We start from the raw sequence: 24670 nt of genomic DNA on the forward strand, positions 1-24670 counted from the left end.
CATGGAAGGCTAGCCTCAGCCAAGCGCGAAGAACTTATCCCCCTCTCCTCCTCTCGCCGCAGAAAATGCAGTTATGCAAAGGAGAGGACGATGAGCCGCTGACCGGACAAAAGATATCCCCCTGCCACGACCGCAACTCTCCGCGAGTGTGCCGCACGCAAAACACCAGAACCCGCGAGGATAACCCATGCGTTCAATTTGCGTTGCTTTGAACGAAACACGGATTTTAAGCATCAACGCACGCAAACACAGAAGCGCTCCTGCAAACGCCGACCAACAAACGCCGCATCAGCCGAAACGCCCATCTGGATCCCGGGTCCAGCCCGGGATGATCGCCGAAAGATGGAGCGGTGGCGGGAGGATGACAGCTAAGAGATGAAGCGGACGGAGGACCATCGGAATAGTGATGCGGAGCGAGCCAACTAACAACCGTCATGCCGGACAGGGCGAGCGCAGCGAGACACAGATCCGGTATCCAGCGCAAAAAAACGAACCTGCGGTGCCGGGATGACAAACGAGAGACGGGGCGGAGGCGGAAGCAGAATAGGAAGAGGCAAAGCTGACCAAGAGCAGTGGCTCCCATGAGCTGAACACAGCGTCATTTAAAACAATCGCACATGACATCCAATAGACCACTCAGTAGAGCGGACAGGCAACACATCCCAAACGGTGCAGGTCCGAACATGAGTAAAGTCAGCAAACGCTCGGCCCGCCAGCGATCAGCCTGCAACCAACCACCGCACTCTCCCGCCGAGCCGCACATCTGGATCCCGGGTCAAGCCCGGGATGGCAGCCGAGAAAGACGGAAGTGGGAGGGCCAACGGGAAAGCGAGGCAGAGGTAGGGTGACCGCGACGACCTATGTTAGAGACGACGTGAAGTCGCGGGGAGGTCCGCTCAAGGGTGGCGAGTAGGCGAAGGCCAAGACAAACAGGTATCCGATCACCCCCACCACCGTCACCGTGCGCAGGACGACAGGCTTTCTTCCATGCGGAAGCAGCTGCAGCACGCATCTACTTGTCCCCCTTTCAAGCCAAACCCATAGAAGGCTCGCCTGAGCCAAGCGCGAAAAACTTATCCCCCTCTCCTCCTCTCGCCGCAGAACAATGCACTGATACAGAGGAGAGGAAGAAGAGCCGCTGCCCGAACAAAAGATATCCCGCTACCACGACCGCAACTGACCGCGATATTGCCGCACGCTAAACACCAGAACCCGCGGGGATAACCCATGCGTTCAATTTGCGTTGCTTTGAACAAAACACGGATTTTAAGCATCAACGCACGTAAACACAGAAGCGCTCCTTCAAACCCCGGCCACCCAACGCCCTCTCTCGCCGAACCGCTCAACTGGATCCCGGGTCAAGCCCGGGATGACAGGCGGGAAAGGATGTGATCACGGGCCTTACAGAGACGGCAAAGGGGGCAGATAGAGCAAAAGCCCCGCTGAACAAGCGGAGCGGACGAGCTGTAAGCTTGCGGTGAGCCAGGCATAGGCCAGCAAGTGAAATGGGTCGGGCGGCGCTCCGATATCACTCGGGGTTGCCCCCCTGAAAGGTGGGCGGTTAGCCACCACTCCTCAGATGGACGAAGGCAGGACAGGCAGGTCTGCTCTGCTGTTTTAGAGATTCAAAAACCAAGCGCCTCCGTCTATGAATAGAAGCCCCTGCGAAAGGGGTGAGCTTGAAAACCGCCAACATAAATCACGGGCCAACCGCCACCAAACCGTGCCCGGCAGCCAAACGGCCCCCATATGATCGCCGAACAGCCAAAACAAAACTGGATCATTCGCCATCGCAGCCAGCTTTTTCTGGCAGCGCGCCTTCTCATGTCTGTGGTTGCAACCTACGTGGTGACGCGGCTGATCGGCATCCCCCAGCCGCAATGGGCGGTTCTCACTGCGCTGATCGTAACGCAAGGCAGCGTGGGCGGCTCCATCAAAGCCTCCGGTGATCGGTTTATCGGCACTGTAGCCGGCGCAATCTGGGGCGGAGCCATTGGCGCGTTTGTGCCACACACGGATGCCATTAGCCTCGGTGAGGCGTTGGTGATGGCGATCGGCCCGCTTGCCTTTCTCACTGCCATGCGTCCCGGCCTGAGGGTTGCACCGATCACAGCAATCATTGTGTTGATGGCCCCAACCGGAACCACGGTAGACCCGGTTGAATCTGCCGCAATTCGCTTGTTCGAAATCGGCATAGGCTGCCTCGTCGGCCTCATCACCTCGTTGATTGTGCTGCCCGTGCGCTCCCGCCAGCAGATGGGCAATGCCACCAACAATGCCTTGCAGCTGATGGGAGAACTCATGTCCATCTATGTGGCATCCTGTCTTGGCACCCGCAGCGCCAGCCAGAGTGAGCCGATGGAAACCGCGCTGCAACAGCACCTCGACAAGTTCACCGGCATTGCAGCAGAAGCCATGCAAGAGCGCAAACTTTACCGGGCCATCGATTACGATCCGGCACCAGTGTTTCGAACCATCATGCGACTGCGCCACGATCTGGTGATCATTCAGCAAGCCACCCACGAGCCGCTGCCCACATCCATCGCCATGCGGCTAGGCCCAGCGCTGAACCGGATTGCGGCGGTCACGGAGGAGTTCTTCCACGAAAGCGGGCTCGCCATAGAAGGGAACGCCCCAGCCCCAAGCATCGCCCCTGTGGAACTGGCCATAGACAATTTCAACGAAGCCTTTGATGACCTGCGCAACGAAGGTGGCACCCGCACCTTCCCGAGCGCCACCGTGAAACGGCTGTTCTCTCTTGGCCACGGCTTTGAACAGTTGCTGCGCCATTGCACAGATTTCAATGAACGGACCAAAGAGTGGGTCGCCCGCTGCCACTAGGAACTGGCAGCGCTACAGCTCCAGCTCCAAGACGCCGTTTTCTGCCGCCGCGCGCGAGCAGCACAACACCACCTTGCCCTCACGCTCCTTCTGGCTGAGCACAAAGTCACGGTGCTCGACCTCCCCTTCCGAATAGGTGGCCGCGCAAACACCACAGATCCCATCGGAACACTTGGTGGGAATGGCGATGCCGTTTTCGTTCAACACGTCGGCTGCGGACCGATCTGCTGGTACTTCAAATTGCTGCCCACTGTTCTTGAGGCGAATGAGGAAGGGATGGTTTTCGTAGGCCCCTTGATCCGGCACGGAAAAATATTCCCGGTGCACAGCCTCATCCGGCCAGTTCCAACGCGCCGCAGCTTCCAGAACCGAGGCCATGTAGGCGTCTGGCCCGCAGGTGTAAAGATGCGCCCCGTCCTGATAGCGATTGATGAGGGCATCAAGGTCAGCCCGTGTGCCTTCTGAAGACACGTGCAGGCTGACGCTTTTCGCCCACGGCACCTTCTGAAGCTCCTCAATGAAACCAGCCCCTGTGCGCGTCCGCATGGAATAGTGCAACTCGAAGGATTTGCCCAACGCATGCAGCCGATGCGCCATGGCAATCATGGGCGTCACCCCAATGCCGCCGCCGAAAAGCAAGGTGAGGCTGGCCTCTTCATGCAAGGGAAAATGATTGATGGGCTTGGATATGAAAACCTTTCGGCCTGGGCTGAAGATGCGGTGCATGAGCTTTGACCCGCCGCGTCCCTCGTCCTCTCTCAGAACACCAATGACATACTTGCTTCTATCGGCCGGGTCCCCTGCCAGACTGTACTGACGCAAAAACTCCGGGGCGACCACCACATCAATATGCGCGCCCGCATCGAACGGCGGCAGCGGCTGGCCATCTGCGAGGGACAGCTCATAGCGCACCACATCATCGACCATAAACTCCACATTGGACACCGTAACCGCCAGCACCGGCGCTGTGCTGCCAGAGACCTGATAGGTGGGTGCAAGGTTCTGGGTCTCGCCGCGGGCAAGACGGGCCTTGTATTCCTTGGCGGAAATCATCTCCTGATAAGCCTTGATGCCCGCTTCTCGGTCCATCATGAACGGGAACGGCCACGGGTGCGGCGCAAGGTTTGCGGGATAGACAGCGAGGGTTTGGTCTTCGTAGCGCAAGTTCAGTTCTGTTTGCAGGCCGCGTGCATTTGTCTGCGCCGCCTGTACATAGTTGCCCTCAGGCCCGCAGACCAAATCCCACCACCATTTCTTGACGGGATTGATGGACCCATTGCCAAGCCAGTCATCCACCTTGGACAGAAGCCTGGCAGCGGAAGGGACATTCATGGCGGTCCAGCGGAACGGGCTCTCCGAAAAGATGCCCTCAAGGTTCCACGGGCAGGTCTTCATGCAACGTCCACACAACGACCCCGCGGGCTGGGACACTCGGTAACGAGCGCATTTTTCCGAGTCCGACTTCCAGATCTCATAGCCATTAAACATGCGTTTCGGCCCAGCGGTGATGGCCCCCGAAGGGCACTCACGGGCGCATTTGTTGCAGTTCTCGCAAAATGTCTGCAGGCCAAAATCAATGGGCTTATCATAGGTGAAAGGCATGTCTGTGGTGACAACGCCGGACTTGAGACGCGGCCCCAGATATGGGTTCAGGATCACCTCGCCAATGCGGCTCACCTCCCCAAGACCGGAGAGAAGCAGAAGCGGCGGCTGCAGCACCTCCCCATCCACCACGGAGTGACAGCGGGCAGAATAGCCCATGCGGCGGATTTGTTCCGCAACGATGCCGCCAATGATGGAAGTGCGCAGATACGCCCGCATGGACTGGGCACCGGAAATCCAGTCATCCCCGGAAGCGCCCTCCATGGTTTCATGCCCCTGATCCACCAGAATGGAAATGGCGTTCTTGTGGTACGGCGTGATCTCCTCACCACGGGCATCATGTGAGTAGTATGCATAGTCCGGACACCGGGACAGGCCCACTGCATCCGCGCCGAGGAAGTACAGCGCGGCCTTCACGTTGGCCGCGTTTCGGTCCCAATCCCGCGCGGTCTCGGCGATTTCCGGGGCGGTTTCCCCATCCTGCAGCAAAATGAGCGCGCCGAGAGCACGGCGGGCACAGTAACCCATCGGGTTCTTGGCAAGATAACCGCCGTTCTTCGCAGCTTCCTGCATGGGTTTGCCCATGTCGCCAAACAGGGCACGGGCAAACATGTCGGTGCGTTTGGGAACGCGGGGTACACGCGGTTCATCAATGAAGGTGGTGGGCTCATCCCGTCGTTTGATCTTTTCAAACGGATAAGCGCCCATGTGGTACCGGCGCTTTTCATAGGGCCTTGCATTAAAGGCGGACTTGTAAGTGCCCATGCCAAGCTGCCACGCCGGACCGTGAGAGCTCCATTGATCCAACAGTGAACGGGGAGCAAGCGGACGGTCAGGCGCAAGGGCCAGAGTGGTGGTGATGGCAGCCAAGGTGAAGCCAGAGCCCACATAGGGGTTGGAGAGCAGGCTGCGGTCGCCGCCGGGCACCACTTCTGCCAGGCCGCAGGAAACAGCAAGGCGGTTCAGGTCAACATCCGAGCTGGTGGGGGTGTGGGCGCGGGCCTCAAAGCCCAGTAGCCGGATGTAGTTTGCAAGCACAACAGCGGTTTCGGCCACACGAATGGCACTGCGCTGCGCCGTTGCACCGGCAATCCATTCGCCGCCCGGTTCAGTGAGCTCTGGCTCCCGGGGATGCTCCATCAAAAACACGAGGGCATACTCATGATGCGGCACAGGACCGGGCACGGCAGCAGCGCTGTCGCGCACATCTGCCATCACCACATCAATGCCGGAAGCAAGCGACTTGGGCTGAAAGCCCTGCAGGTCTTTGGAAAGCTTATCAAGATCAGGGTTGCGCAGAGGCTCACTCAAAAAGTGCTCCGGCGTGAGGCGCGCCACACCCACCATGGAGGCATCGAAGTAGTACCCAGCCGCCTTGAGGTGGTTGGCCCTCTCCTGCGGGTCCGACGGGATTTCGGAGATGACCCCATTGTGCGACCCGTCGCGAATGGCATCCAGCACAGCGCTGAACGAGGCCATGGCGTTGGACAAGATCTCCGGGTTTTCAGGATCGGAATAGACAAGGGGCGTCATGGGCGGCACGCGACCGAGATCCACCTGCCCCTCAGCCCGCTTCAGCCGTTCCAATGGATACGGCCCCAGATGCACCGGTCTGTTCCGATACGAAAATAATCTCATGTCCTGCCCCGCCCGGATTGCCTTGCTCGCCGATTCTGCGTCGGTCTTTTTTACAAGGCGGTCATTCACTTAAAATATCAGGGATATGACGATGGCGGCACAATGCCACCTCTGTCAACGCAGTACGTGAAATTTTATCTTCATTTATCCGATGAGAAGATCACAATATTGCGCAGGGTCACGCTAAACCGCTCCCTACAAAGGCCATGATCCAGACCGAACGGGTAGAGACTTTTCCGGCTAAGCGCCTGTGGTGCATCTGGAGGGTCAAGCCGTCTGCAAGGCACCGCTGACAACGCCGCGCATGACAAGACCTTGGTGAACGGCGATGATCTGCTCAATAGAGAGGCGACCATCCGGCCGGTACCAAAAACAAACGCCTGTCAGCATGGCAAGAATGGCATAGGTCGCCACTTCAAGATCGGTTTCCGGGAAGTCCCCCGTCTTCACGCCCTCTTCCAGAATGCGCCAAAGGTTCAGCTCATAAGCACGGCGTTTGGCAACAACATCGGCCCGTGCCGCCTCCCCGAGCGAGCGCAGCTCCATATTGGCGATGAACACATCCTCCCGCCGTTCCACATGATAGCGAATGTGAAAGGCCACAAACGCCTCGAGCTGCTCATCCGGGGTTTCGCCCTTGTCCTCCAACGCCTCCCACGCACAAATCAGCGCATCCATGTGTGTGCTCATAAGGGCGGCAAGAAGCGCATCCTTGCTGTCGATGTAGCGATAGACGGAGGCTGGCTGAACGCCAACTTCCGCTGCGAGCTGGCGCAGGGTCATGGCTTCAAACCCATGCTTGACGATGAGGGTTTTGGCCGCATCCAGGATTGCTTTTTGTGTTGTTGCTCCGACAGAGCCCTTTGTGCGTGCCACGCTGATGCCTTCTCGTTGCCGCCTACGTGTTTTCGTCTAATGTGTGATTGAATAATACCAAGGCAGCTGCTATTAATCAAACGTACGTTCGTTTAATTAAAGCGGTCTGCACAGATGATGCTGGCATGTGGGAGTGCCCGGCGAAACATCTGATGAGGAGGATATCTGATGTTTTCAGCAGTGATGAACTTCGGGCTCGGTGAAGAAATCGACGCCCTGCGCGACATGGTGCACAAGTGGTCTCAGGAAAAACTGGCCCCACGTGCTGCCGAGATTGACGAAACCAACACCTTTGCCGCGGACCTGTGGCCCCAACTGGGCGAGCTTGGTCTGCTGGGTGTGACCGCGGATCCAGACTACGGCGGCAGCGGCATGGGCTATCTGGCACATGTTGTCGCCATGGAAGAGATTTCCCGCGCTTCCGGTTCCATCGGTCTTTCTTACGGCGCGCACTCAAACCTGTGTGTGAACCAGATCAACCGGCACGGCACGCATGAGCAGAAAACCAAATACCTGCCCAAACTGTGCTCGGGCGAACATGTGGGCGCGCTTGCCATGTCCGAACCCGGTGCCGGGTCTGACGTTGTTTCCATGAAGCTGCGCGCTGAAAAGCGGAACGACCGCTTCGTGCTGAACGGCAACAAGATGTGGATCACCAACGGCCCCGATGCAGAAACGCTCGTGGTCTACGCCAAGACAGACCCGGAAGCTGGCCCACGCGGCATTACGGCTTTCCTCATTGAAAAGGGCATGGCGGGTTTCAGCACGGCACAGAAGCTGGACAAGATGGGCATGCGCGGCTCCAACACCTGTGAACTGGTATTTGAAGACTGCGAAGTGCCCTTTGAGAACATTCTGGGCGAAGAAGGCGGCGGCGTGAAGGTGCTCATGTCCGGCCTCGATTATGAGCGCGTGGTTCTTTCCGGCGGGCCACTGGGTTTGATGGCGGCGGCCATGGACGTGGTGGTGCCGTACATCCACGAGCGCAAGCAGTTTGGCAAAGCCATTGGCGAGTTCCAGTTGATGCAGGGCAAGATCGCCGACATGTACACCACCATGAATGCCTGCCGTGCCTATGTGTACGCCGTGGCCGCAGCCTGTGACCGGGGCGAAACCACCCGCAAGGACGCCGCCGGCTGCATTCTCTACTCTGCCGAAAAAGCAACACAGCTCGCCCTTGAGGCAATCCAGACTCTGGGTGGCAACGGCTACATCAACGAATATCCCACGAGCCGCATCCTGCGCGATGCCAAGCTCTATGAGATTGGTGCAGGCACTTCTGAAGTGCGCCGCATGTTGATTGGCCGCGAGCTGTTCAAGGAAACCGCCTGATGTCTGTGCTGACCTCCAAGATTTCTCCGCGCTCCGAGAGTTTTCAGAGTAACGAGGCGGCCCATCTGGCAGTGATGGAAACCATTCGCGCTGCCAGCCGCACCGCTTTGGCTGGTGGCGGCGAAGGCCCGAGAGAACGCCATGTGGCCCGTGGGAAAATCCTCCCCCGCGAACGGGTGGCACGGCTGATCGATCCCGGATCACCGTTTTTGGAGGTCGGCCAGTTTGCCGCCCACGGCATGTATGAGGGCGCAGCGCCCTCCGCCGGGGTGATCACTGGCGTTGGCCGCGTAAACGGCGTCGATTGCATGATTGTTGCAAATGACGCCACCGTAAAGGGCGGCACATACTACCCAATGTCGGTGAAAAAACACCTGCGCGCCCAGGAAATTGCCGAGCAGAACAACCTGCCCTGCATTTATCTGGTGGACTCAGGAGGTGCCAACCTGCCCCAGCAGGATGAAGTGTTTCCAGACCGGGACCATTTCGGCCGGATCTTCTTCAATCAGGCCAACATGTCTGCAAAAGGCATTCCGCAGATCGCCGTGGTGATGGGGTCGTGTACCGCCGGCGGCGCGTATGTGCCAGCCATGAGCGATGTAACCATCATCGTGAAAGAACAAGGCACCATTTTTCTCGCCGGTCCGCCACTGGTCAAAGCGGCGACAGGTGAAGTGGTGAGCGCGGAAGATTTGGGCGGCGGCGACGTACACACCCGCCTTTCCGGCGTGGCTGACTATCTGGCGCGGGATGACGCGCATGCACTGGCATTGGCGCGGCAAGCAGTGTCCAATCTCAATGCCATGCGGCCGAACCAGCTTCGCCTGCAGGAGCCGGAAGACCCGCTCTACGATCCATCGGAAATCCTTGGCATTGTGCCCGCAGATCTGAAAACGCCGTTTGACGTGCGCGAGGTGATCGCCCGCCTGGTCGATGGCTCCCGGTTCGACGAGTTCAAGGCCCGCTATGGCACCACGCTGGTGACAGGCTTTGCCCACATTCATGGCATGCCCGTTGGCATCATCGCCAATAACGGCATTCTTTTCTCTGAAAGCTCTCTCAAGGGCGCGCACTTTGTGGAGCTGTGCTGCCAACGCAAGATCCCGCTTGTGTTCCTGCAAAACATCACCGGCTTCATGGTGGGCCAGAAGTACGAAAGCGGCGGCATTGCCAAAGACGGTGCCAAGTTGGTGACGGCTGTAGCCTGCGCCAAGGTGCCCAAGTTCACCGTGCTGATTGGCGGCTCTTTTGGCGCTGGCAACTATGGCATGTGCGGCCGGGCCTATTCTCCCCGCTTCCTTTGGACGTGGCCAAACTCCCGCATCTCCGTGATGGGCGGGCCACAGGCCGCGGGCGTTCTGGCCACCGTGCGCCGCGAAGGCATTGAGCGCAAGGGCGGCACGTGGTCGGCAGAAGATGAAGAAACCTTCAAGCAGCCCATCATTGACCAGTTCGAGGAACAGGGACACCCGCTCTACGCCTCTGCGCGTTTGTGGGACGATGGCATCATCGACCCGCGCAAGACCCGAGATGTACTGGCCCTGTCGCTGGCGGCATCGCTCAACGCACCAATCGAAGACACGCCGTTCGGCATCTTCCGCATGTAAGGGGGCGCGGGAATCATGTTCAAGAAAATCCTGATAGCAAACCGCGGTGAGATCGCCGTCCGTGTGGCCAGAACAGCCAAAAGCCTCGGCATCAAGGTGGTTGCTGTGTACTCGGAAGCAGACCGCAACGCGCTGCATGTTGAGGAAGCCGATGAGGCCTACCTGATTGGCCCGGCGCCGGTGAACGAGAGCTACCTGAACAAGGACGCCATTCTGGCGGCGGCCAAGAAAGCGGGCGCGCAAGCAATTCACCCCGGCTATGGTTTTCTTTCGGAAAACCCGGAGTTTGTTGAGGCCGTTGAAGCAGCGGGCCTTGTGTTCATTGGCCCACCTGCCAGTGCAATCCGCGCCATGGGCCTCAAGGATGCAGCAAAGCAACTGATGGAACATTCCGGCGTGCCTGTGGTGCCCGGTTACCACGGCGAAAACCAAGATGCGGCGTTCCTGAAAACTCAAGCCGACCAAATGGGCTATCCGGTGCTCATCAAGGCCCGCGCAGGTGGCGGCGGCAAGGGCATGCGCCGGGTTGATGCCTCCGAAGAGTTTCTCAGCGCCTTGGAAGGTGCCCAGCGCGAAGGTCAATCCAGCTTTGGCGACCCTCGTGTTTTGATCGAAAAGTACATCCAGTCTCCCCGGCACATCGAAGTGCAGGTGTTTGCCGACAGCCACGGCAACGCCGTCCACCTGTTTGAGCGTGACTGCTCATTGCAGCGCCGACACCAAAAGGTGATTGAGGAAGCCCCTGCCCCCGGCATGAGCGAGGAAATGCGCACCGCCATGGGTGAGGCAGCGGTGAAAGCCGCTCTTGCCGTTGGCTATGAAGGTGCGGGCACAGTCGAGTTCATCGTGGATGGGTCGGAGGGGCTAAGGCCCGACCGGTTCTGGTTCATGGAGATGAATACCCGGCTGCAGGTGGAACACCCGGTAACGGAAGCCATTACCGGCGAAGATCTGGTGCACTGGCAACTTCGGGTCGCGGCTGGCGCTCCTCTGCCAAAGCGACAGGAAGAGCTGAGCATCAACGGCCACGCTTTTGAAGCACGAATCTATGCCGAAGACGCCGAGGCCGGGTTCCTGCCTGCCACCGGCACCTTGAACGAGCTGCGCTTGCCCCAGCACTTTGCCCGCATCGACAGCGGCGTGCGCAAGGGGGATACCATCACGCCGTTTTATGATCCGATGATCGCGAAGGTGATCGTGCATGGCGAAAACCGTAGCGAGGCACTGAGCAAACTGAGCCAGGCGCTGGAAAAGAGCCGGGCCGTTGGCGCAACCACCAACATCACCTTTCTGCACGCACTGGCGAACCATGAGGGGTTTGCGCGCGGTGAGATGGATACCCTGCTCATCGACCGCGAGCTGGAAAGTTTGACCCGCGTCCCGGAACCCACAGCGGAGGTGTATGCCATCGCCGCTGCCATTGATCTGGGCCTTGCCCACGATGCCGGTTATGGCGCAAGCCCATGGGAAACGCTGGCTGGTTGGCGCCTGTGGAGCTCTGCCCGCCAGTTTGCTCACCTGCGCTACCGCGAGGCCTTGACGGAAGTTGCAATCGCCTCGCATCAGGACGGCAGCTTGTCCGCCACCGTGGGCGACACCGGCCTGTCCTTCAAGATCCTTCGCAGAGAGGGTGACGAGATCCGCGTGAGCATCGGCGGGGCGCAGCGCTGCTGCCATTTTGCCAGAACACCAACCACCCTCACGCTTTTCATGGAGGGCCAGTGCTGGACATTCCACCTGCCTGACCACTTGAGCGAAGAGGAGGAACAGGCGGATGCAGGCAGCGCCATCATCTCGCCCGTTCCGGGGCAGGTACGCGCTGTGCATTGCAAAGCGGGCCAAACCGTCCGCGAAGGCGACGTTCTGGTGGTGACCGAAGCCATGAAGATGGAACACAGCCTGAAAGCCCCGCGAGATGGTGTGGTGCAAGAAGTGATGGTGGCGGTGGGCGACCAAGTGGAAGATGGTGCTCTCCTGATTGCTCTTGAGGAGGAAGCGTAATCATGTTGCCGCAAATTCGCTCCTACGAAGGCCTTCGAGCGGCCTTCGAATGGAAGGTGCCAGAGTTCTTCAACATCGGGGTTGATATCAGCGACAAGTGGGCGGACAAGGAACCGAACCGCGAAGCGCTGGTGTTTGTGCGCGAAGACGGCGCTGTCAGCCATTACACCTTTGGAGATCTCAAAGAGAAATCCAATCAGCTTGCCAACCTGCTTGCCAGCCGTGGAGTGGCTCGCGGCGATCGGGTTGGCATCCTGCTGCCACAAGCACCCGAAACCGCCTTTGGTCACATCGCCATTCACAAAATGGGGGCCATCTCCATCCCCTTGTTCACCCTGTTTGGTGAGGAAGCGCTGGAGTACCGCCTCAACAATTCCGAGGCCAAGGCCATTATCACCAACGCCATGGGTGCCGAAAAACTCCAGTATCTGCGCAGCCGCCTGCCGCACCTTAAGGTGGTGCTGTGCATCGATGGCGCGTTGCATGGGGCGGAGGATTATCACGCCCTGACACAAGGGCACTCTACCGAGTTCGAGCCGGTAAAGACGCGGGCGGATGACCCCGCCATGATCGTTTACACCTCCGGCACCACAGGCCAGCCCAAGGGTGCCCTGCATGCCCACCGGGTGTTGCTCGGCCATCTGCCGGGAGTTGAGTTTCCCCATGACCTGTTCCCGCAGGAAGGTGACCGGTTCTGGACACCTGCGGACTGGGCATGGATTGGCGGTCTCATGGACGCGATCATGCCATCGCTCCACCACGGAGTTCCTGTGGTGGCGTGCCGGTTCCGAAAGTTTACGGGCGAGGCCGCGTTTCAGCTGATGCAGGATCAAAAGATCCGCAATGCCTTCATCCCACCAACCGCTCTGAAGATGATGCGGACCGTGGACAACCCGCAGGAACGCTGGAACTACAGCGTGCGCACCATTGGCAGCGGCGGTGAAGCCCTTGGCGCGGAGCTGCTGGACTGGGGCCGCAAGACCTTCGGCATCACCATCAACGAGTTCTACGGCCAGACCGAGTGCAATCTCGTGGTGGCAACGTGCAGCCAGATGATGGACCCACGACCCGGCATCATGGGCAAGGCCGTACCGGGCTTTGATGTGCGCATCGTTGATGACAACGGCGTGGAGCTGCCACGGGGCATGCAGGGAAACATCGGCATTCGCACCCCAAACCCGGTTATGTTCCTGGAATACTGGCGCAACCCGGAGGCCACCGCAAAGAAGGTGATCAACGGCTTCCTGATGACAGGCGATCAGGGCGTGATGGACGCGGAAGACTGGATCCGCTTCGTTGGCCGGGACGATGATGTCATCACCTCCTCCGGTTACCGCATTGGACCGGGTGAGATTGAGGACTGCCTGTTAAAGCACGACGCCGTCGCCATGGTGGGCGTTATTGGCAAGCCGGACGCCACACGCACGGAAATCGTGAAGGCCTATGTTGTGCTGCGCCAAGGCATTGAGCCCAGCAAGGAGCTGGCTGACGAGCTTGCGCTGTTCGTGAAGGAGAGGCTGGCCGCCCACGAATACCCACGGGAGGTGGAGTTCGTGGACGCCCTGCCCATGACCACAACAGGCAAGGTCATCCGCCGGGAACTGCGCCAAATGGCCATGGAGGAGGCCCCATGAGTGACCATGTGACCTTGTTCGAGATGGGGCCGCGCGATGGCCTGCAAAACGAAAAAGTCCTGATCAGCACACCGGCCAAGATCGCGCTTGTTGACCAGTTGTCCGGCTGTGGCTTTACAAAGATTGAGGCAACCAGCTTCGTCTCCCCCAAATGGGTGCCGCAGATGGCCGACGCCGCGCAAGTGCTTGAAGGAATTACCCGAAAACCGGGTGTAAAGTACACCGCCTTGACCCCCAATCTGAAGGGCTACGACCGGGCACGGGAAGCCAAGGCCGATGAAGTCGCCGTATTCGGCTCGGCCTCCGAAGGCTTCTCGCAGGCCAACATCAACTGCTCCGTCGCAGAGAGCTTTGAGCGCTTCGCACCGATCATCGAGCAAGCCAAGAGCGATGGCATTCCTGTACGCGGCTATGTCTCCTGTGTGATCCGCTGTCCCTATGACGGCGACACGGACCCGGCCATGGTGGCCTCCGTTGCCAAGCGCATGATCGAGATGGGGTGCTATGAGATCTCGCTGGGCGACACCATTGGCGCAGGAACACCAAAAACCATCCGTGCCATGCTCAAGGCTGTGCTTCAGGAAGTGCCTGCGGAACGACTGGCTGGCCACTACCATGACACCGGCGACAGGGCCGTTTCCAACATTGAGGCAAGCCTTGAACTTGGCCTTAGAACCTTTGATGCGGCCATTGGCGGCCTTGGGGGCTGCCCCTATGCCCCGGGTGCCAAAGGCAACGTGAACACCATTGAAGTTGCGGCACGCCTGCATGAACTCGGTCTTCATACCGGGTTGGACATGGCAGCCTGCCAGAAAGCAGCGGCCTTCATCATGGGGCTTAAAGAGGCAGCAGCATGAGCTTTGAAACTCTGGAAATTGAACGCGCTGACAACGGCATCACCACCCTTTGGCTCGCCCGCGCGGACAAGCACAACGCCATGAGCGCGCAGATGATGGACGAGCTGGTGCACGCCGCAGATGAGCTGGAGGCAGATGACAGCACCCGCGTTGTCATTCTCGCAGCCAAAGGCAAGACGTTTTGCGCTGGCGGCGATCTCACCTGGATGCAGGCGCAGGCGGAAAAGGACCGCGCTGGCAAGATTGAGGAAGCGCAACGCCTTGCAGGCATGCTGAAGCGGCTGGACGCACTCGGAAAACCGATGATCGCTCGTGTCCATGGCCCGGCCTATGGCGGCGGCGTGGGTTTGATGAGCATTTGCGACCTTGTTGTCGCCAGCCATGGCACCAAGTTCGCGCTCACAGAAACCCGTCTCGGCCTGATCCCCGCAACGATTGGTCCCTACGTTGTGCGCCGCATGGGCGAAGGCAACGCGCGTCAGGTGTTCATGAGTGCAAAGGCCTTTGGGCCCGAGCGGGCAAAAGACCTCGGCCTGGTCTCGCTGGTGACCGGAGCGGATGCGCTGGACACCGTCGTGCAGGAGGAAGCTGAAAGCTACCTGAGCTGTGCCCCCGGTGCGGTGGCCGATGCCAAGGCGCTGTGCTGCGCCCTCGCCCGCATGCCAGCGGAAGGCCAGATCAACTACACCGTGGGCAAGCTGGCGGACCGTTGGGAAACAGAGGAAGCCCAAGCCGGGATTGACGCGTTCTTTGCCAAGAAAACACCACCCTGGCGCACATAACAAAAGCATGAAGGTGGCAGCACCCCCTCTGAACAACGCGGAAAACTGCCGATTCTTCTTTACTTGACTGGCGGCTCTGGTAGACACCAGCGGATCGCCAGCGAGGCAAGAATGCGTGCACTTTTTCTGAATTTTTCGATAAGCGCCAAGTCCCACACCCTGTTCTTTGTGGGCTGCACAGCTCTGCTGAATGCCATTGGCGCTGGCCTGATCATTCCTGTGACACCGCATCTCGTTTCTGAACTTACAGGCACGGGCATTGCCGGAGCTGCCATGTGGGGCGGTTTCATCGCGGCCGTTTATGCGATCATGCAGTTTCTGTTTGGCGCCACCATTGGTGCCCTCTCCGATCGCTTCGGCCGCCGTCCCGTTCTTCTGGTGTCACTGGCGATTCTTGTCATCGACTACCTGATCATGACATTTGCCAATCACATCTGGCTGTTGTTCATCGGCCGTTTGATCGCGGGCATCGCCAGCGCCACCTACGCCACCTCCTACGCTGCTGTGGCAGACATTTCAGGGCGCAGCAAACGCAGCACACGCTTTGGCATGATTGGTGCCTGCATCGGCATGGGGTTTGTTCTTGGTCCGGCCATTGGCGGGCTGCTGGGTGAACTGGGCACCCGTGTGCCATTTTACGCAGCCGCGGTGCTGCTCGCCGCCACCTTCATGTATGGCCTGTTCTACATGCCGGAGACCTTGCGCCCGGAAAAGCGTCGCCCCATTGAGCTGCGCAAAGCCAATCCCGTTGGAGCCACGCTCTACTTCATTCAGTTTGAGAACCTGCGCCGGTTCTTTATCGCGCTCTTCCTGTTTCAGTTGGCGAACTTCGTCTATGCCGCCGTCTGGCCCTACTACACCTTCGAGGCGTTGCGCTGGACCAGCACACAAGTGGGTCTTTCCCTTGCCGTGGTGGGCCTTGGCTTTTCCGGGGTCAAAGGCGGTTTGATCCGCTGGATCATCCCGCGCCATGGGGAAGAAAAAACCGCGCTGTTCGGTTTTGGCTTCTCCATTCTCGCACTCTTCGGATTTGCCTTTGCGCCTTACACTTGGGCGGTTGTTATGCTGTTGCCACTTGCAGCGCTCGGGGCCATGATCCTGCCCGCGCTTACGGGCCTCATGAGCCAATCCGTGACAGCAGACCGGCAGGGCGAGCTGCAAGGAGCCATGACCAGCATCACCGGGCTGACCAGCGTGATTTCAACCTTGCTGATGACACAGGTGTTCACGCTGGCAACCGGCTCACCGGAAACACTCTACTTCCCAGGTGCGCCGTTCTTTCTCGCAGCCCTGTTCATGGCAGCAGCAATCTGGCCGTTCCTACGCGCCATCAATGCACAGCGCCCCACTCTTGAGGTCAGCCGCCGGCTGATGGCATATGCGGTGAGGCGCAGCGCTTAGGCTGCAAGGTACGCCTTGGTGTCCAACACGGAAGCGAAAGAAAAGCCAAGCGCCGCCATGAAGGATGCCTGAACGGCCTTTGCTGGTATCACTTCGCCATTCAGTTCCAGATCGCGGGTAGCGCAGGCATCGTGCACCACGGTGACTTTGTAGCCCAAGTCCGCTGCCGCTCGAACCGTGGAGTCGATGCAGTTTTGTGTCATTGCGCCAACGACAACCAGTTCTTCAACACCCGCTGCATCCAGCACTTCTTTTAGGTTGGTGTCGCGAAAGCTGTTTGCCTTAGGTTTCTGCACCAAGGCTTCACCGTCCAGCGGCTTGCAGCTCTCGTGAATCTCAACGCCTTTAGTGCCTTCGTTAAAGAAGGGTGCGCCACCCCCCGTAAAGACATGCTGGACGTGCACAACGGTTTCACCCGCTGAACGGGTCTTCTCAATGAGCTTGGCAGTGTTTGCAGCCGCAGCTTCCATGCCGACCAGCTCCCAAGCCCCGCCGGGAAAATAGTCGTTCTGTACGTCAATGATTAGAAGGGCCTTGTTGGTCATAGCTCGCTCCTTGTCCGTGGCCGTGACATGAGAGGCACTTTAGGGCGTCGCTCTCCCCATTAGCATTGGCGGTTTCGACTAAAAGCGGTCTATAAATGACAAATGACCTCGCATGGAACACCCCGCAATGTTGCCCTTCTTAACTATCCGGGCGCACAGTTGGCCGCACTTTACGGTCTGAAGGACATGTTCGAAGTCGCAAATTCATTTGCGAGCGGTCATGGTGCAGGACTGCTGGTGCCCCACGTCGTCGACGTAATAGAAGGCAACACCGAAGTGTGTCCTGCGGCTCTCATAAAACTCGAAACATGTGCGGCCATCATCGCACCGCCGAGCTTGCAGCAAGAAAAGTATCGCGGACACAACGCCCTCCATCACTGGATGGCGGCTCAACACGATAAAGGCGCCGTTCTCAGTTCGGCCTGTGCCGGAGCGTTCCTGCTCGCGGCATCGGGGCGGCTGAATGGTCGTCCTGCAACAACACATTGGGCGCTGAGCAGACAGTTTGGGGAGAACTTTCCAGAGGTCCACCTGAAGACCGACCAGCTGATCATTGACGACGGAGACATCATTACGGCAGGCGGCGTCATGGCATGGACCGATTTGGGTCTGCGCATTGTGGAGCGCTTCATGGGGCCAAGCATCATGTTGCAACTGGCGCATCAGCTGCTTATTGAGCCCGGAGGACGCGAACAGCGGTTTTACAAGACGTTCCTGCCGGAACTGCAGCATGGGGATGGCGCAATCCTGAAGGTGCAGCACTGGCTTCAAACCGCCTACAGTGACAGCCTTACGGTTTCAGAAATGGCAGAACGGGCAGGCTTGACCGCGCGCACCTTCTTGCGCCGCTTTCACCGCGACACAGGCCACAAGCCCAACACATATCTGCAGATGGTGCGGGTAGAAAAGGCGCGAAGCCAACTGGAACTCAGCTCCAGGCCGGTCGACGAAATCGCGTGGTCTGTCGGTTATCAAGACCCTGCAGCGTTTCGCAAGGTCTTTCAAAAGGTGATTGGTTTGTCACCCGGAGAGTATCGCAAGCGTTTTTCACCCGCAGGCGCGATGAAACGCTCAGAAGCCTAGCCGCGCATCATGCCAAGACGCGCTTCTTTTTCAACGGACTGGCGCAGCTGAAGGTCGGAAATGGCCTTCTGCAATTCCTTGCGCTTGTCGTCATCGGTTTCAGTCGCCAGTTTCCCCTGAAGGTCCTTGATGGCCTCAGCAATGTCACCGCCCTTGGCACTGCGCATGGCGCGAACGCTCAAGGCCTCGGTGGTGGAAACAGGGCGCAAACCGTAGCGGCGGGGGATCGGTTTACCGGACCCGGCAATATCCTCCAGCTCGCCGCGAGACTTTGCCAGACTAATTTGGCGCTCAATCAGCTTGTCGAACATATGCTTTCAGGTCCTCTAGACGGCGCGCGGATGCACGCTCAAAAATGCGATGCCTTAGAGATAGTCGAAAATCGTGCGATGTTTAAGGCATAAGGACGCTATGTCGCGCTCTTACGTATGGTGATCCACACCGGGCAAAACATGAAAAAGCCGGCTCCCGCGGGAACCGGCTTCATTTATCTCAATATGGCAGGCACTTAGCCACCGAAGTCATCCAGCATAATGTCTTCACGTTCCACGCCCAGATCAAGCAGCATGTTGATCACGGAGGTGTTCATGATTGGGGGACCACAGAGGTAATACTCGCAGTCTTCCGGCGCCGGGTGGTTCTTCAGGTACTGCTCGAACAGAACATTGTGAATGAACCCGGTGTAGCCGTCCCAGTCATCATCTGGCAGCGGATCGGAAAGAGCCACGTTCCACTTGAAGTTGGGGTTTTCCGCCTGAAGCTTGTCAAAGTCCTCAACGTAGAACATTTCACGCTTGGAGCGGGCACCATACCAGAAGGTCACCTTACGGTCGGTCTTGATGCGGCCCATCTGGTCGAAGATGTGGGAGCGCATTGGGGCCATACCCGCACCACCGCCTACGAAGATCATCTCCTTGTCGGTGTCGCGTGCGAAGAACTCGCCGAACGGACCGGAGATGGTCACCTTGTCACCTGGCTTCAGGTTGAAGATGTAGGAGGACATGGCGCCCGGAAGGATGCCGTTTGATCCCGGAGGCGGCGTAGCGATACGCACGTTGAGCATGATGATGCCCTTTTCCTCTGGGTAGTTCGCCATGGAATACGCACGGATGACCGGCACGTCGCTGCGGGCTTCGATGTCCCAAAGCTTAAACTTGTCCCAGTCTTCGCGGTACTCTTCCGCCACATCGAACTCCTTGAAGGAGTGCTTGTAGGGCGGACACTCGATCTGAATGTAGCCACCAGCGCGGAAGTTGACGTTCTCACCTGCTGGCAGTTCCAGAACGAGTTCCTTGATGAAGGTTGCAACGTTGTCGTTGGAGCGAACTGTACACTCCCACTTCTTGACGCCGAACACTTCCTCGGGAACTTCAATCTTCATGTCCTGCTTAACAGCCACCTGACAGGACAGGCGGTCGCCGCAACGCGCTTCACGCTTGGTGATGTGGCTTTCTTCTGTTGGCAGAATGGAGCCACCACCATCGGTCACACGCACACGACACTGAGCGCAGGTGCCACCGCCACCACAGGCTGAAGACACAAAGATCTTTTCATCGGCAAGCGCACCAAGCAGCTTGCCACCCGCCGGAACGGAAATGGTCCGCTCACCGTTGATCTCGATGTTCACGTTACCAGAGGCCACCAGCTTGGAGCGCGCCACCAGAATAACCGTAACGAGAGCAAGAACGATAAGCGTAAAGAGCGAGATACCCGCTGCAAAATCTTCCATTGATACCCCCTATTACAGTTTCACGCCGGAGAACGCCATGAAGCCCATGGCCATCAGACCTACAGAGATAAAGGTGATACCCAATCCCTGCAGACCGTCCGGAACGTCTGAGTACTTGAGCTTTTCACGCACACCGGCAAGCGCGGTGATGGCAAGTGCCCAACCGATACCGGAGGCAATGCCGTAGACACCAGCTTCCGGGAAGGAGTAGTCGCGCTCCACCATGAACAAGGAACCACCGAGGATCGCGCAGTTCACGGTAATGAGCGGCAGGAAGATACCCAGCGCGTTGTAGAGCGCAGGGAAGAAGCGATCGAGCACCATTTCCAGGATCTGAACCATCGCCGCGATCACGCCAATGTAACAGATGAGGCCGAGAAAACGCAGATCAACGTTGTTCAGACCGGCCCAGGAAAGCGCCCCTTCGTTGAGCAGGTAGTTGAAGAGCAGGTTGTTCACCGGAACGGTGATGCCCTGCACTACAACAACAGAAATACCAAGACCAACGGCTGTTTCCACCTTCTTGGACACCGCCAGGAAGGTACACATGCCAAGGAAGAAGGAGAGCGCAAGGTTCTCAACAAAGATGGCCTTAACGGCAAGAGACAGAAGACCTTCCATGTCAGTGTGCCCCTTCCGATTCCATGATCTTGAATTCGCGCTTTTCAACCTGCGCAGGCTTCCAGGTACGGAATGCCCAGATCAGCAGGCCGATGATGAAGAACGCGGACGGAGGCAGCAACAGCATGCCGTTTGGCACGTACCAGCCACCGTTGTTGACGGTCTGCAGAACCTGAATTCCGAACAAGGAGCCGGAGCCAAACAGTTCACGCACGAAGCCAACAAGGATCAGGATCAGGGAGTAGCCCAGACCGTTGCCCAGACCATCGATCAAAGACGGGATTGGCGGGTTCTTCATGGCGAAGGCTTCCGCGCGGCCCATCACGATACAGTTGGTGATGATCAGACCCACGAAAACAGAGAGGGTCTTGGAGATCTCGTAGAGATACGCCTTCAAGATCTGGTCCACGAGAATCACGAGGGACGCGATGATCACCATCTGCACGATAATGCGGATGGAAGAAGGTATCTGATTACGGATCAGGGAGATCGAGAAGTTTGACAGCGCCACAACAGACGTCACGGCAAGAGACATAACCAATGCCACCTGCAGGGAAGACGTCACCGCGAGCGCGGAACAGATACCCAGAACCTGAAGGGTAATCGGGTTGTTGTCGACGAGCGGGTCGAGCAACATTTTCTTTTTGCTCTCAGCCATTAGGCATCTCCGTTCTTCAGGTTATCTAGGAATGGCTTGAAGCCCTGATCGCCCATCCAGAACTTGACCAGATTGTCCACGCCGCGTGCGGTAAGGGTCGCACCGGAAAGAGTGTCAATGTGGTAGTCCATGGCGTCAGGAGCAGAGGGGGCAGACTTGGCAACGCTCAGGCGCACTTCGCCGTCATCGCCATAGATCTTCTTGCCCGGCCACTGGGCCAGCCAGCGTGGATTGTCGACCTCTGCACCAAGCCCCGGCGTTTCCGCATGCTCATAAAAGCGCATGCCGTAGACTTCATTGCCGTCTGCCTTGAGCGCCACGAAACCGTACATGGTGGACCACAGACCATAACCGTGAACCGGCAGGATGATGCGGTCGATTTCACCGGCATCGTCGCGGATCAGGTAAACAGCTGCCACCTTCGCCTGACGGCCGATGGACGCCAGATCGTTCTCTAGAGCGATGCTCTGAGCCGGATCTTGCGCCGCCGCACGCTGGTTGTACGTGAGCGGGTCGGCAATGTCCGTGAAGGTTCCGGTTTCCATGTCCACGAGGCGTGGTTCAATGGTCTTGAAGGTTTCAGCCACATCGATGCCCGGCTCATAAAGACCGGCCACCATCAAGATGTTGACCTTCTTGTCGAGCGCGCGGTTCAGCTCCTGCTGAGGACGCAGCATCACGGCAGCGGCGGAAACGATCATGGAACAGACCAGACACAGCACCACAGCCACGGTGATCGTGCGCGGAGCCGAATCCAGAGGGAGCGCCTTGAAGCGCGCCAGAAGACCCATCTTCTGTGCTCCTTCAGCTTCAGGATTTTGTTTAAGCATGGCGTTTGATCCTCCGCGTGATGTTGGCCTTCACGACGTAGTAGTCGATCAGCGGCGCGAAGATGTTGCCGAACAGAATGGCGAGCATCATGCCCTCTGGGAACGCCGGGTTGACGACGCGGATGAGGATACACATTGCACCGATCAACGCGCCGTAGACATAGCGGCCCGGATTGGTCATCGCCGCCGTCACAGGCTCGGTCACCATGAACACCAGACCGAACATGAAGCCGCCGGTCACAAGGTGCCAGTACCAAGGCATGGCGAACATCGGGTTGGTGTCAGAGCCAACTGCGTTCAGAAGCAACGTGAAACTGATCATGCCCGCCAGACAGCCCACGATCAGGCGGTAATTGGCAATACCCGTGTAAACCAGGAAGACCATGCCGATGGCAGCAGCCAGAACAGAGGTTTCACCGAACGACCCCTGAATGGTGCCGAGGAAGGAGCTCATCCAGGTAATGCCGTGGTCCGCAAGACCTGCAACGCCTTCTGCAGCGGAAATGCCAAGGGCAGTCGCGCCAGAAAAGCCGTCAACCGGGGTCCAGACCGTGTCACCTGACATGGAGGCCGGATAGGCGAAGTAAAGGAACGCACGACCCGTCAGCGCCGGGTTGAGGAAGTTTTTACCGGTGCCGCCGAACACTTCCTTACCAATGACCACACCAAAGGCGATACCGACACCCACCTGCCACAGCGGCGTGGAAGCGGGAAGGATCAAGGTGTAGAGCATGGAAGAAACAAGGAAACCCTCGTTCACTTCGTGACCGCGAATGGTCGCGAACAGCACTTCAAAGAAGCCGCCCACGGCAAGCGTGACGACGTAGATCGGCAGGAAGTACAGCAATCCATGCATGACGTTTGCAAAGATGCTGTCTGGATTGAAGCCGATACCCAGACCAGCAAGGATCGCAGCGCGCCAGCCCGGCACATCGGAAATGCCCATGGCCGCCAGCGCGGTGTTGGCCTGGTAGCCGGTGTTGTACATGCCCATGAGGATACATGGCACAGTTGCCAGCACCACGTAGGTCATGACACGCTTCAGATCCAGATGGTCACGGGCGTGCGGAGCAGCCTTGGTGACGGTCTTCGGCGTGTAGAGGAACGTGTCCACCATCTCGTAGATGGCATAGAACTTCTCGTATTTGCCGCCCTTTTCAAAGTGCGGCGCAAGCTTATCTAGTCCACTGCGCAAGCCCACGGGTCAGCCCTCTTTCTCGATTTTTTCAAGGTTTGCGCGGAGCGCCGCACCATACTCGTTCTTGGAGTGGCAAATGAACGTCAGCAGCGCGAGGTCTTCCTCGTCCAGTTCAAGCGCACCCAGTTTCTGAGCAAGGTCGGTGTCCAGCGTTACCAAGGCACGCAGCAACTGCGTTGGCAGAATGTCCAGCGGCATCACACGCTCATAAGATCCGATTGGAACGAGCGCGCGGACCGAACCGTTACGGTTGGTGCCGAATGGAAACTTGAGCTTGCCACGGAACAAACCGGAAGGGTGGACGTTCTGGTTGGAGAACTTGGACATGAACGGGCGAACCCAGCCAAGCACGTCTTGCTTGGTGTCCTCTTCCATCAAGGTTACCTGCGTGTGGTAACGACCGAGGAAAGCGAACTGCTCCTCCGCCTTGGTGCCGCTCAGAACTGAACCGGAAACAACACGAACAGGCACGTCCTGCTTGATCTCGCCCTCAAGAACCGCGGTCAGGTCTGCACCAATACGCGTGGTTACCAGACGCGGGTTGACCGCCTGCGGACCCCCGATCGCAATCACGCGCTCATTGTCCAGCTCGCCGGTCTTGAACAGAGACCCGATGGCAATCACATCCTGATAGCCAATGCTCCACACCGTCTTGGCTTCATTGACCGGGTCAAGGAAGTGAATGTGGGTGCCTGCATTGCCCGCCGGATGCACGCCCTCAAAAGTCTCATGCTGCACTTTGGCAAGGCCCTTGCCTGGCAGATTGTCCTTCGGGTAGTGGCACACGAAGACGCTGCTTTCAGAGAGCTTTGCCAAGATCTTCAATCCGGTTTCAAAGTCTTCTGCGCGGCGGTTGATAATCAAACCAGCGTCTGCAGCACACGGGTTGGAATCCATCGCGGTAACGAAGATTGAACGCGGTGTGCTGGAGTAAACCGGGACCTTTGAGTAAGGACGCGTGCGGAATGACGTCCACAGGCCAGACTTGGCCAGCTGTTCCTTGACGGCATCACTTGTGAGCGCGTCAAGCGCATCATCATCGTGAGCGGCAAAGGTTTCCGATTGCTCCTCGGCATCCAGCCGGATCACAATGGTTTGCAGCACGCGGCGCTCACCACGATTGATTGCCTCAATCGTGCCTGCACCCGGAGCAACGTAGTTGATCTCCGGTGACTGCTTGTCAATAAACAGGGGCTGTCCCTTTTTCACGTGGTCGCCTTCTGCAACCAGCATGCGGGGCTTCAACCCAACAAAGTCGCCGCCATTCAAGGCAACACGCAGAACAGGAGCTCCGTCATGGATTTCCTGTCGTGGTGCGCCTGTGATAGGCAGATCCAATCCTCTTGTTATCTTCATCCCTTACCCTTGTAGGCTCCGATAGGACGTCTTTATGAGAGGTTTCAGGGCAAGAAGGTTCGAAAATCAGGCTATCCAC

At 58.4% G+C, this 24670-nt stretch carries 19 protein-coding genes; 9 read left to right on the plus strand and 10 right to left on the minus strand.

What is annotated here, in order from left to right; genetic code table 11:
- The first annotated feature begins 1749 nt into the window (after window positions 1–1749).
- A complete protein-coding gene (locus tag PUV47_RS19000) occupies window positions 1750–2841 on the plus strand; it encodes an FUSC family protein (RefSeq protein WP_274220182.1) in 1092 nt (363 codons plus the stop codon).
- Between the two features lie 12 nt (window positions 2842–2853).
- On the opposite strand, the gene PUV47_RS19005 is transcribed toward PUV47_RS19000, so the two are convergent.
- Both PUV47_RS19005 and PUV47_RS19010 read right to left on the minus strand, forming a co-directional pair.
- A complete protein-coding gene (locus PUV47_RS19005; RefSeq protein ID WP_274220183.1) occupies window positions 2854–6081 on the minus strand; it encodes a 2Fe-2S iron-sulfur cluster-binding protein in 3228 nt (1075 codons plus the stop codon).
- A 267-nt stretch (window positions 6082–6348) separates the two neighbouring features.
- Window positions 6349–6957 (minus strand): TetR/AcrR family transcriptional regulator, encoded by a 609-nt coding sequence (locus PUV47_RS19010; protein ID WP_274220184.1) that lies wholly within the window; start codon window positions 6955–6957, stop codon window positions 6349–6351.
- A gap of 168 nt (window positions 6958–7125) precedes the next feature.
- On the opposite strand from PUV47_RS19010, the gene PUV47_RS19015 reads away from it, so the two are divergent.
- The 7 genes from PUV47_RS19015 to PUV47_RS19045 all read left to right on the plus strand — a co-directional run bounded on the left by PUV47_RS19015 (window position 7126) and on the right by PUV47_RS19045 (window position 16571).
- Window positions 7126–8289, plus strand: a complete 1164-nt coding sequence (locus PUV47_RS19015) for an isovaleryl-CoA dehydrogenase (protein ID WP_102868890.1) — start codon at window positions 7126–7128, stop codon at window positions 8287–8289.
- Window positions 8289–9896: a carboxyl transferase domain-containing protein gene (locus PUV47_RS19020; protein ID WP_274220185.1), complete on the plus strand. Its 1608-nt coding sequence runs from the start codon at window positions 8289–8291 to the stop codon at window positions 9894–9896. The genes PUV47_RS19015 and PUV47_RS19020 overlap by 1 nt, the downstream gene beginning before the upstream one ends.
- 15 nt (window positions 9897–9911) lie before the next feature.
- Window positions 9912–11897, plus strand: coding sequence for an acetyl/propionyl/methylcrotonyl-CoA carboxylase subunit alpha (locus PUV47_RS19025; RefSeq protein WP_274220186.1), 1986 nt, complete (start codon window positions 9912–9914; stop codon window positions 11895–11897).
- Window positions 11898–11899: 2 nt separating this feature from the next.
- Window positions 11900–13531 (plus strand): acyl-CoA synthetase, encoded by a 1632-nt coding sequence (locus tag PUV47_RS19030; protein ID WP_274220187.1) that lies wholly within the window; start codon window positions 11900–11902, stop codon window positions 13529–13531.
- Window positions 13528–14388 carry a hydroxymethylglutaryl-CoA lyase gene (locus PUV47_RS19035; RefSeq protein ID WP_274220188.1) on the plus strand — a complete coding sequence of 287 codons (861 nt, stop codon included), beginning with the start codon at window positions 13528–13530 and terminating at the stop codon, window positions 14386–14388. Before PUV47_RS19030 ends, PUV47_RS19035 begins: the two co-directional genes overlap by 4 nt.
- Window positions 14385–15170, plus strand: coding sequence for a crotonase/enoyl-CoA hydratase family protein (locus PUV47_RS19040; RefSeq protein WP_274220189.1), 786 nt, complete (start codon window positions 14385–14387; stop codon window positions 15168–15170). Before PUV47_RS19035 ends, PUV47_RS19040 begins: the two co-directional genes overlap by 4 nt.
- A gap of 111 nt (window positions 15171–15281) precedes the next feature.
- Window positions 15282–16571, plus strand: coding sequence for a TCR/Tet family MFS transporter (locus PUV47_RS19045; protein WP_274220190.1), 1290 nt, complete (start codon window positions 15282–15284; stop codon window positions 16569–16571).
- Here the strand turns inward: PUV47_RS19045 and PUV47_RS19050 are convergent.
- Window positions 16568–17116: a cysteine hydrolase family protein gene (locus tag PUV47_RS19050; RefSeq protein WP_274220191.1), complete on the minus strand. Its 549-nt coding sequence runs from the start codon at window positions 17114–17116 to the stop codon at window positions 16568–16570. The two genes, PUV47_RS19045 and PUV47_RS19050, sit on opposite strands and share 4 nt — an antisense overlap.
- A gap of 102 nt (window positions 17117–17218) precedes the next feature.
- Here PUV47_RS19050 and PUV47_RS19055 point away from each other — a divergent pair, with 102 nt between their 5' ends.
- Window positions 17219–18199 carry a GlxA family transcriptional regulator gene (locus PUV47_RS19055; protein WP_274220192.1) on the plus strand — a complete coding sequence of 327 codons (981 nt, stop codon included), beginning with the start codon at window positions 17219–17221 and terminating at the stop codon, window positions 18197–18199.
- Here the strand turns inward: PUV47_RS19055 and PUV47_RS19060 are convergent.
- From PUV47_RS19060 to PUV47_RS19090, 7 genes are all read right to left on the minus strand, one after another.
- A complete protein-coding gene (locus PUV47_RS19060) occupies window positions 18196–18510 on the minus strand; it encodes a DnaJ family domain-containing protein (protein WP_274220193.1) in 315 nt (104 codons plus the stop codon). The two genes, PUV47_RS19055 and PUV47_RS19060, sit on opposite strands and share 4 nt — an antisense overlap.
- A gap of 197 nt (window positions 18511–18707) precedes the next feature.
- Complete coding sequence (gene nqrF, locus PUV47_RS19065; protein ID WP_274220194.1) at window positions 18708–19928, minus strand: NADH:ubiquinone reductase (Na(+)-transporting) subunit F; 1221 nt, start codon at window positions 19926–19928, stop codon at window positions 18708–18710.
- Between the two features lie 12 nt (window positions 19929–19940).
- Window positions 19941–20549, minus strand: a complete 609-nt coding sequence (gene nqrE, locus PUV47_RS19070; protein WP_274220195.1) for an NADH:ubiquinone reductase (Na(+)-transporting) subunit E — start codon at window positions 20547–20549, stop codon at window positions 19941–19943.
- A gap of 1 nt (window position 20550) precedes the next feature.
- A complete protein-coding gene (locus tag PUV47_RS19075) occupies window positions 20551–21207 on the minus strand; it encodes an NADH:ubiquinone reductase (Na(+)-transporting) subunit D (RefSeq protein WP_274220196.1) in 657 nt (218 codons plus the stop codon).
- Window positions 21207–22037 (minus strand): Na(+)-translocating NADH-quinone reductase subunit C, encoded by an 831-nt coding sequence (locus PUV47_RS19080; RefSeq protein WP_274220197.1) that lies wholly within the window; start codon window positions 22035–22037, stop codon window positions 21207–21209. Before PUV47_RS19080 ends, PUV47_RS19075 begins: the two co-directional genes overlap by 1 nt.
- Entirely contained in the window at window positions 22030–23238 is a 1209-nt protein-coding gene (locus PUV47_RS19085) for an NADH:ubiquinone reductase (Na(+)-transporting) subunit B (protein WP_274220198.1), read from the minus strand. The genes PUV47_RS19080 and PUV47_RS19085 overlap by 8 nt, the downstream gene beginning before the upstream one ends.
- 3 nt (window positions 23239–23241) lie before the next feature.
- Window positions 23242–24591 carry a Na(+)-translocating NADH-quinone reductase subunit A gene (locus tag PUV47_RS19090; protein ID WP_274220199.1) on the minus strand — a complete coding sequence of 450 codons (1350 nt, stop codon included), beginning with the start codon at window positions 24589–24591 and terminating at the stop codon, window positions 23242–23244.
- Window positions 24592–24670: the final 79 nt, after the last annotated feature.

This window comes from Pseudovibrio exalbescens (assembly GCF_028737195.1).
Taxonomy (GTDB): Bacteria; Pseudomonadota; Alphaproteobacteria; order Rhizobiales; family Stappiaceae; genus Pseudovibrio; species Pseudovibrio zosterae.

Excerpts from the sequence above, each read along its gene's own strand:
- PUV47_RS19000 (WP_274220182.1), top strand. The coding sequence starts at position 1,750 with ATGATCGCCGAACAGCCAAAACAAAACTGGATCATTCGCCATCGCAGC.
- PUV47_RS19005 (WP_274220183.1), bottom strand. The coding sequence starts at position 6,081 with ATGAGATTATTTTCGTATCGGAACAGACCGGTGCATCTGGGGCCGTAT.
- PUV47_RS19015 (WP_102868890.1), top strand. The coding sequence starts at position 7,126 with ATGTTTTCAGCAGTGATGAACTTCGGGCTCGGTGAAGAAATCGACGCC.
- PUV47_RS19020 (WP_274220185.1), top strand. The coding sequence starts at position 8,289 with ATGTCTGTGCTGACCTCCAAGATTTCTCCGCGCTCCGAGAGTTTTCAG.
- PUV47_RS19025 (WP_274220186.1), top strand. The coding sequence starts at position 9,912 with ATGTTCAAGAAAATCCTGATAGCAAACCGCGGTGAGATCGCCGTCCGT.
- PUV47_RS19030 (WP_274220187.1), top strand. The coding sequence starts at position 11,900 with ATGTTGCCGCAAATTCGCTCCTACGAAGGCCTTCGAGCGGCCTTCGAA.
- PUV47_RS19035 (WP_274220188.1), top strand. The coding sequence starts at position 13,528 with ATGAGTGACCATGTGACCTTGTTCGAGATGGGGCCGCGCGATGGCCTG.
- PUV47_RS19040 (WP_274220189.1), top strand. The coding sequence starts at position 14,385 with ATGAGCTTTGAAACTCTGGAAATTGAACGCGCTGACAACGGCATCACC.
- PUV47_RS19045 (WP_274220190.1), top strand. The coding sequence starts at position 15,282 with ATGCGTGCACTTTTTCTGAATTTTTCGATAAGCGCCAAGTCCCACACC.
- PUV47_RS19050 (WP_274220191.1), bottom strand. The coding sequence starts at position 17,116 with ATGACCAACAAGGCCCTTCTAATCATTGACGTACAGAACGACTATTTT.
- PUV47_RS19055 (WP_274220192.1), top strand. The coding sequence starts at position 17,219 with ATGACCTCGCATGGAACACCCCGCAATGTTGCCCTTCTTAACTATCCG.
- PUV47_RS19060 (WP_274220193.1), bottom strand. The coding sequence starts at position 18,510 with ATGTTCGACAAGCTGATTGAGCGCCAAATTAGTCTGGCAAAGTCTCGC.
- nqrF (WP_274220194.1), bottom strand. The coding sequence starts at position 19,928 with ATGGAAGATTTTGCAGCGGGTATCTCGCTCTTTACGCTTATCGTTCTT.
- nqrE (WP_274220195.1), bottom strand. The coding sequence starts at position 20,549 with ATGGAAGGTCTTCTGTCTCTTGCCGTTAAGGCCATCTTTGTTGAGAAC.
- PUV47_RS19075 (WP_274220196.1), bottom strand. The coding sequence starts at position 21,207 with ATGGCTGAGAGCAAAAAGAAAATGTTGCTCGACCCGCTCGTCGACAAC.
- PUV47_RS19080 (WP_274220197.1), bottom strand. The coding sequence starts at position 22,037 with ATGCTTAAACAAAATCCTGAAGCTGAAGGAGCACAGAAGATGGGTCTT.
- PUV47_RS19090 (WP_274220199.1), bottom strand. The coding sequence starts at position 24,591 with ATGAAGATAACAAGAGGATTGGATCTGCCTATCACAGGCGCACCACGA.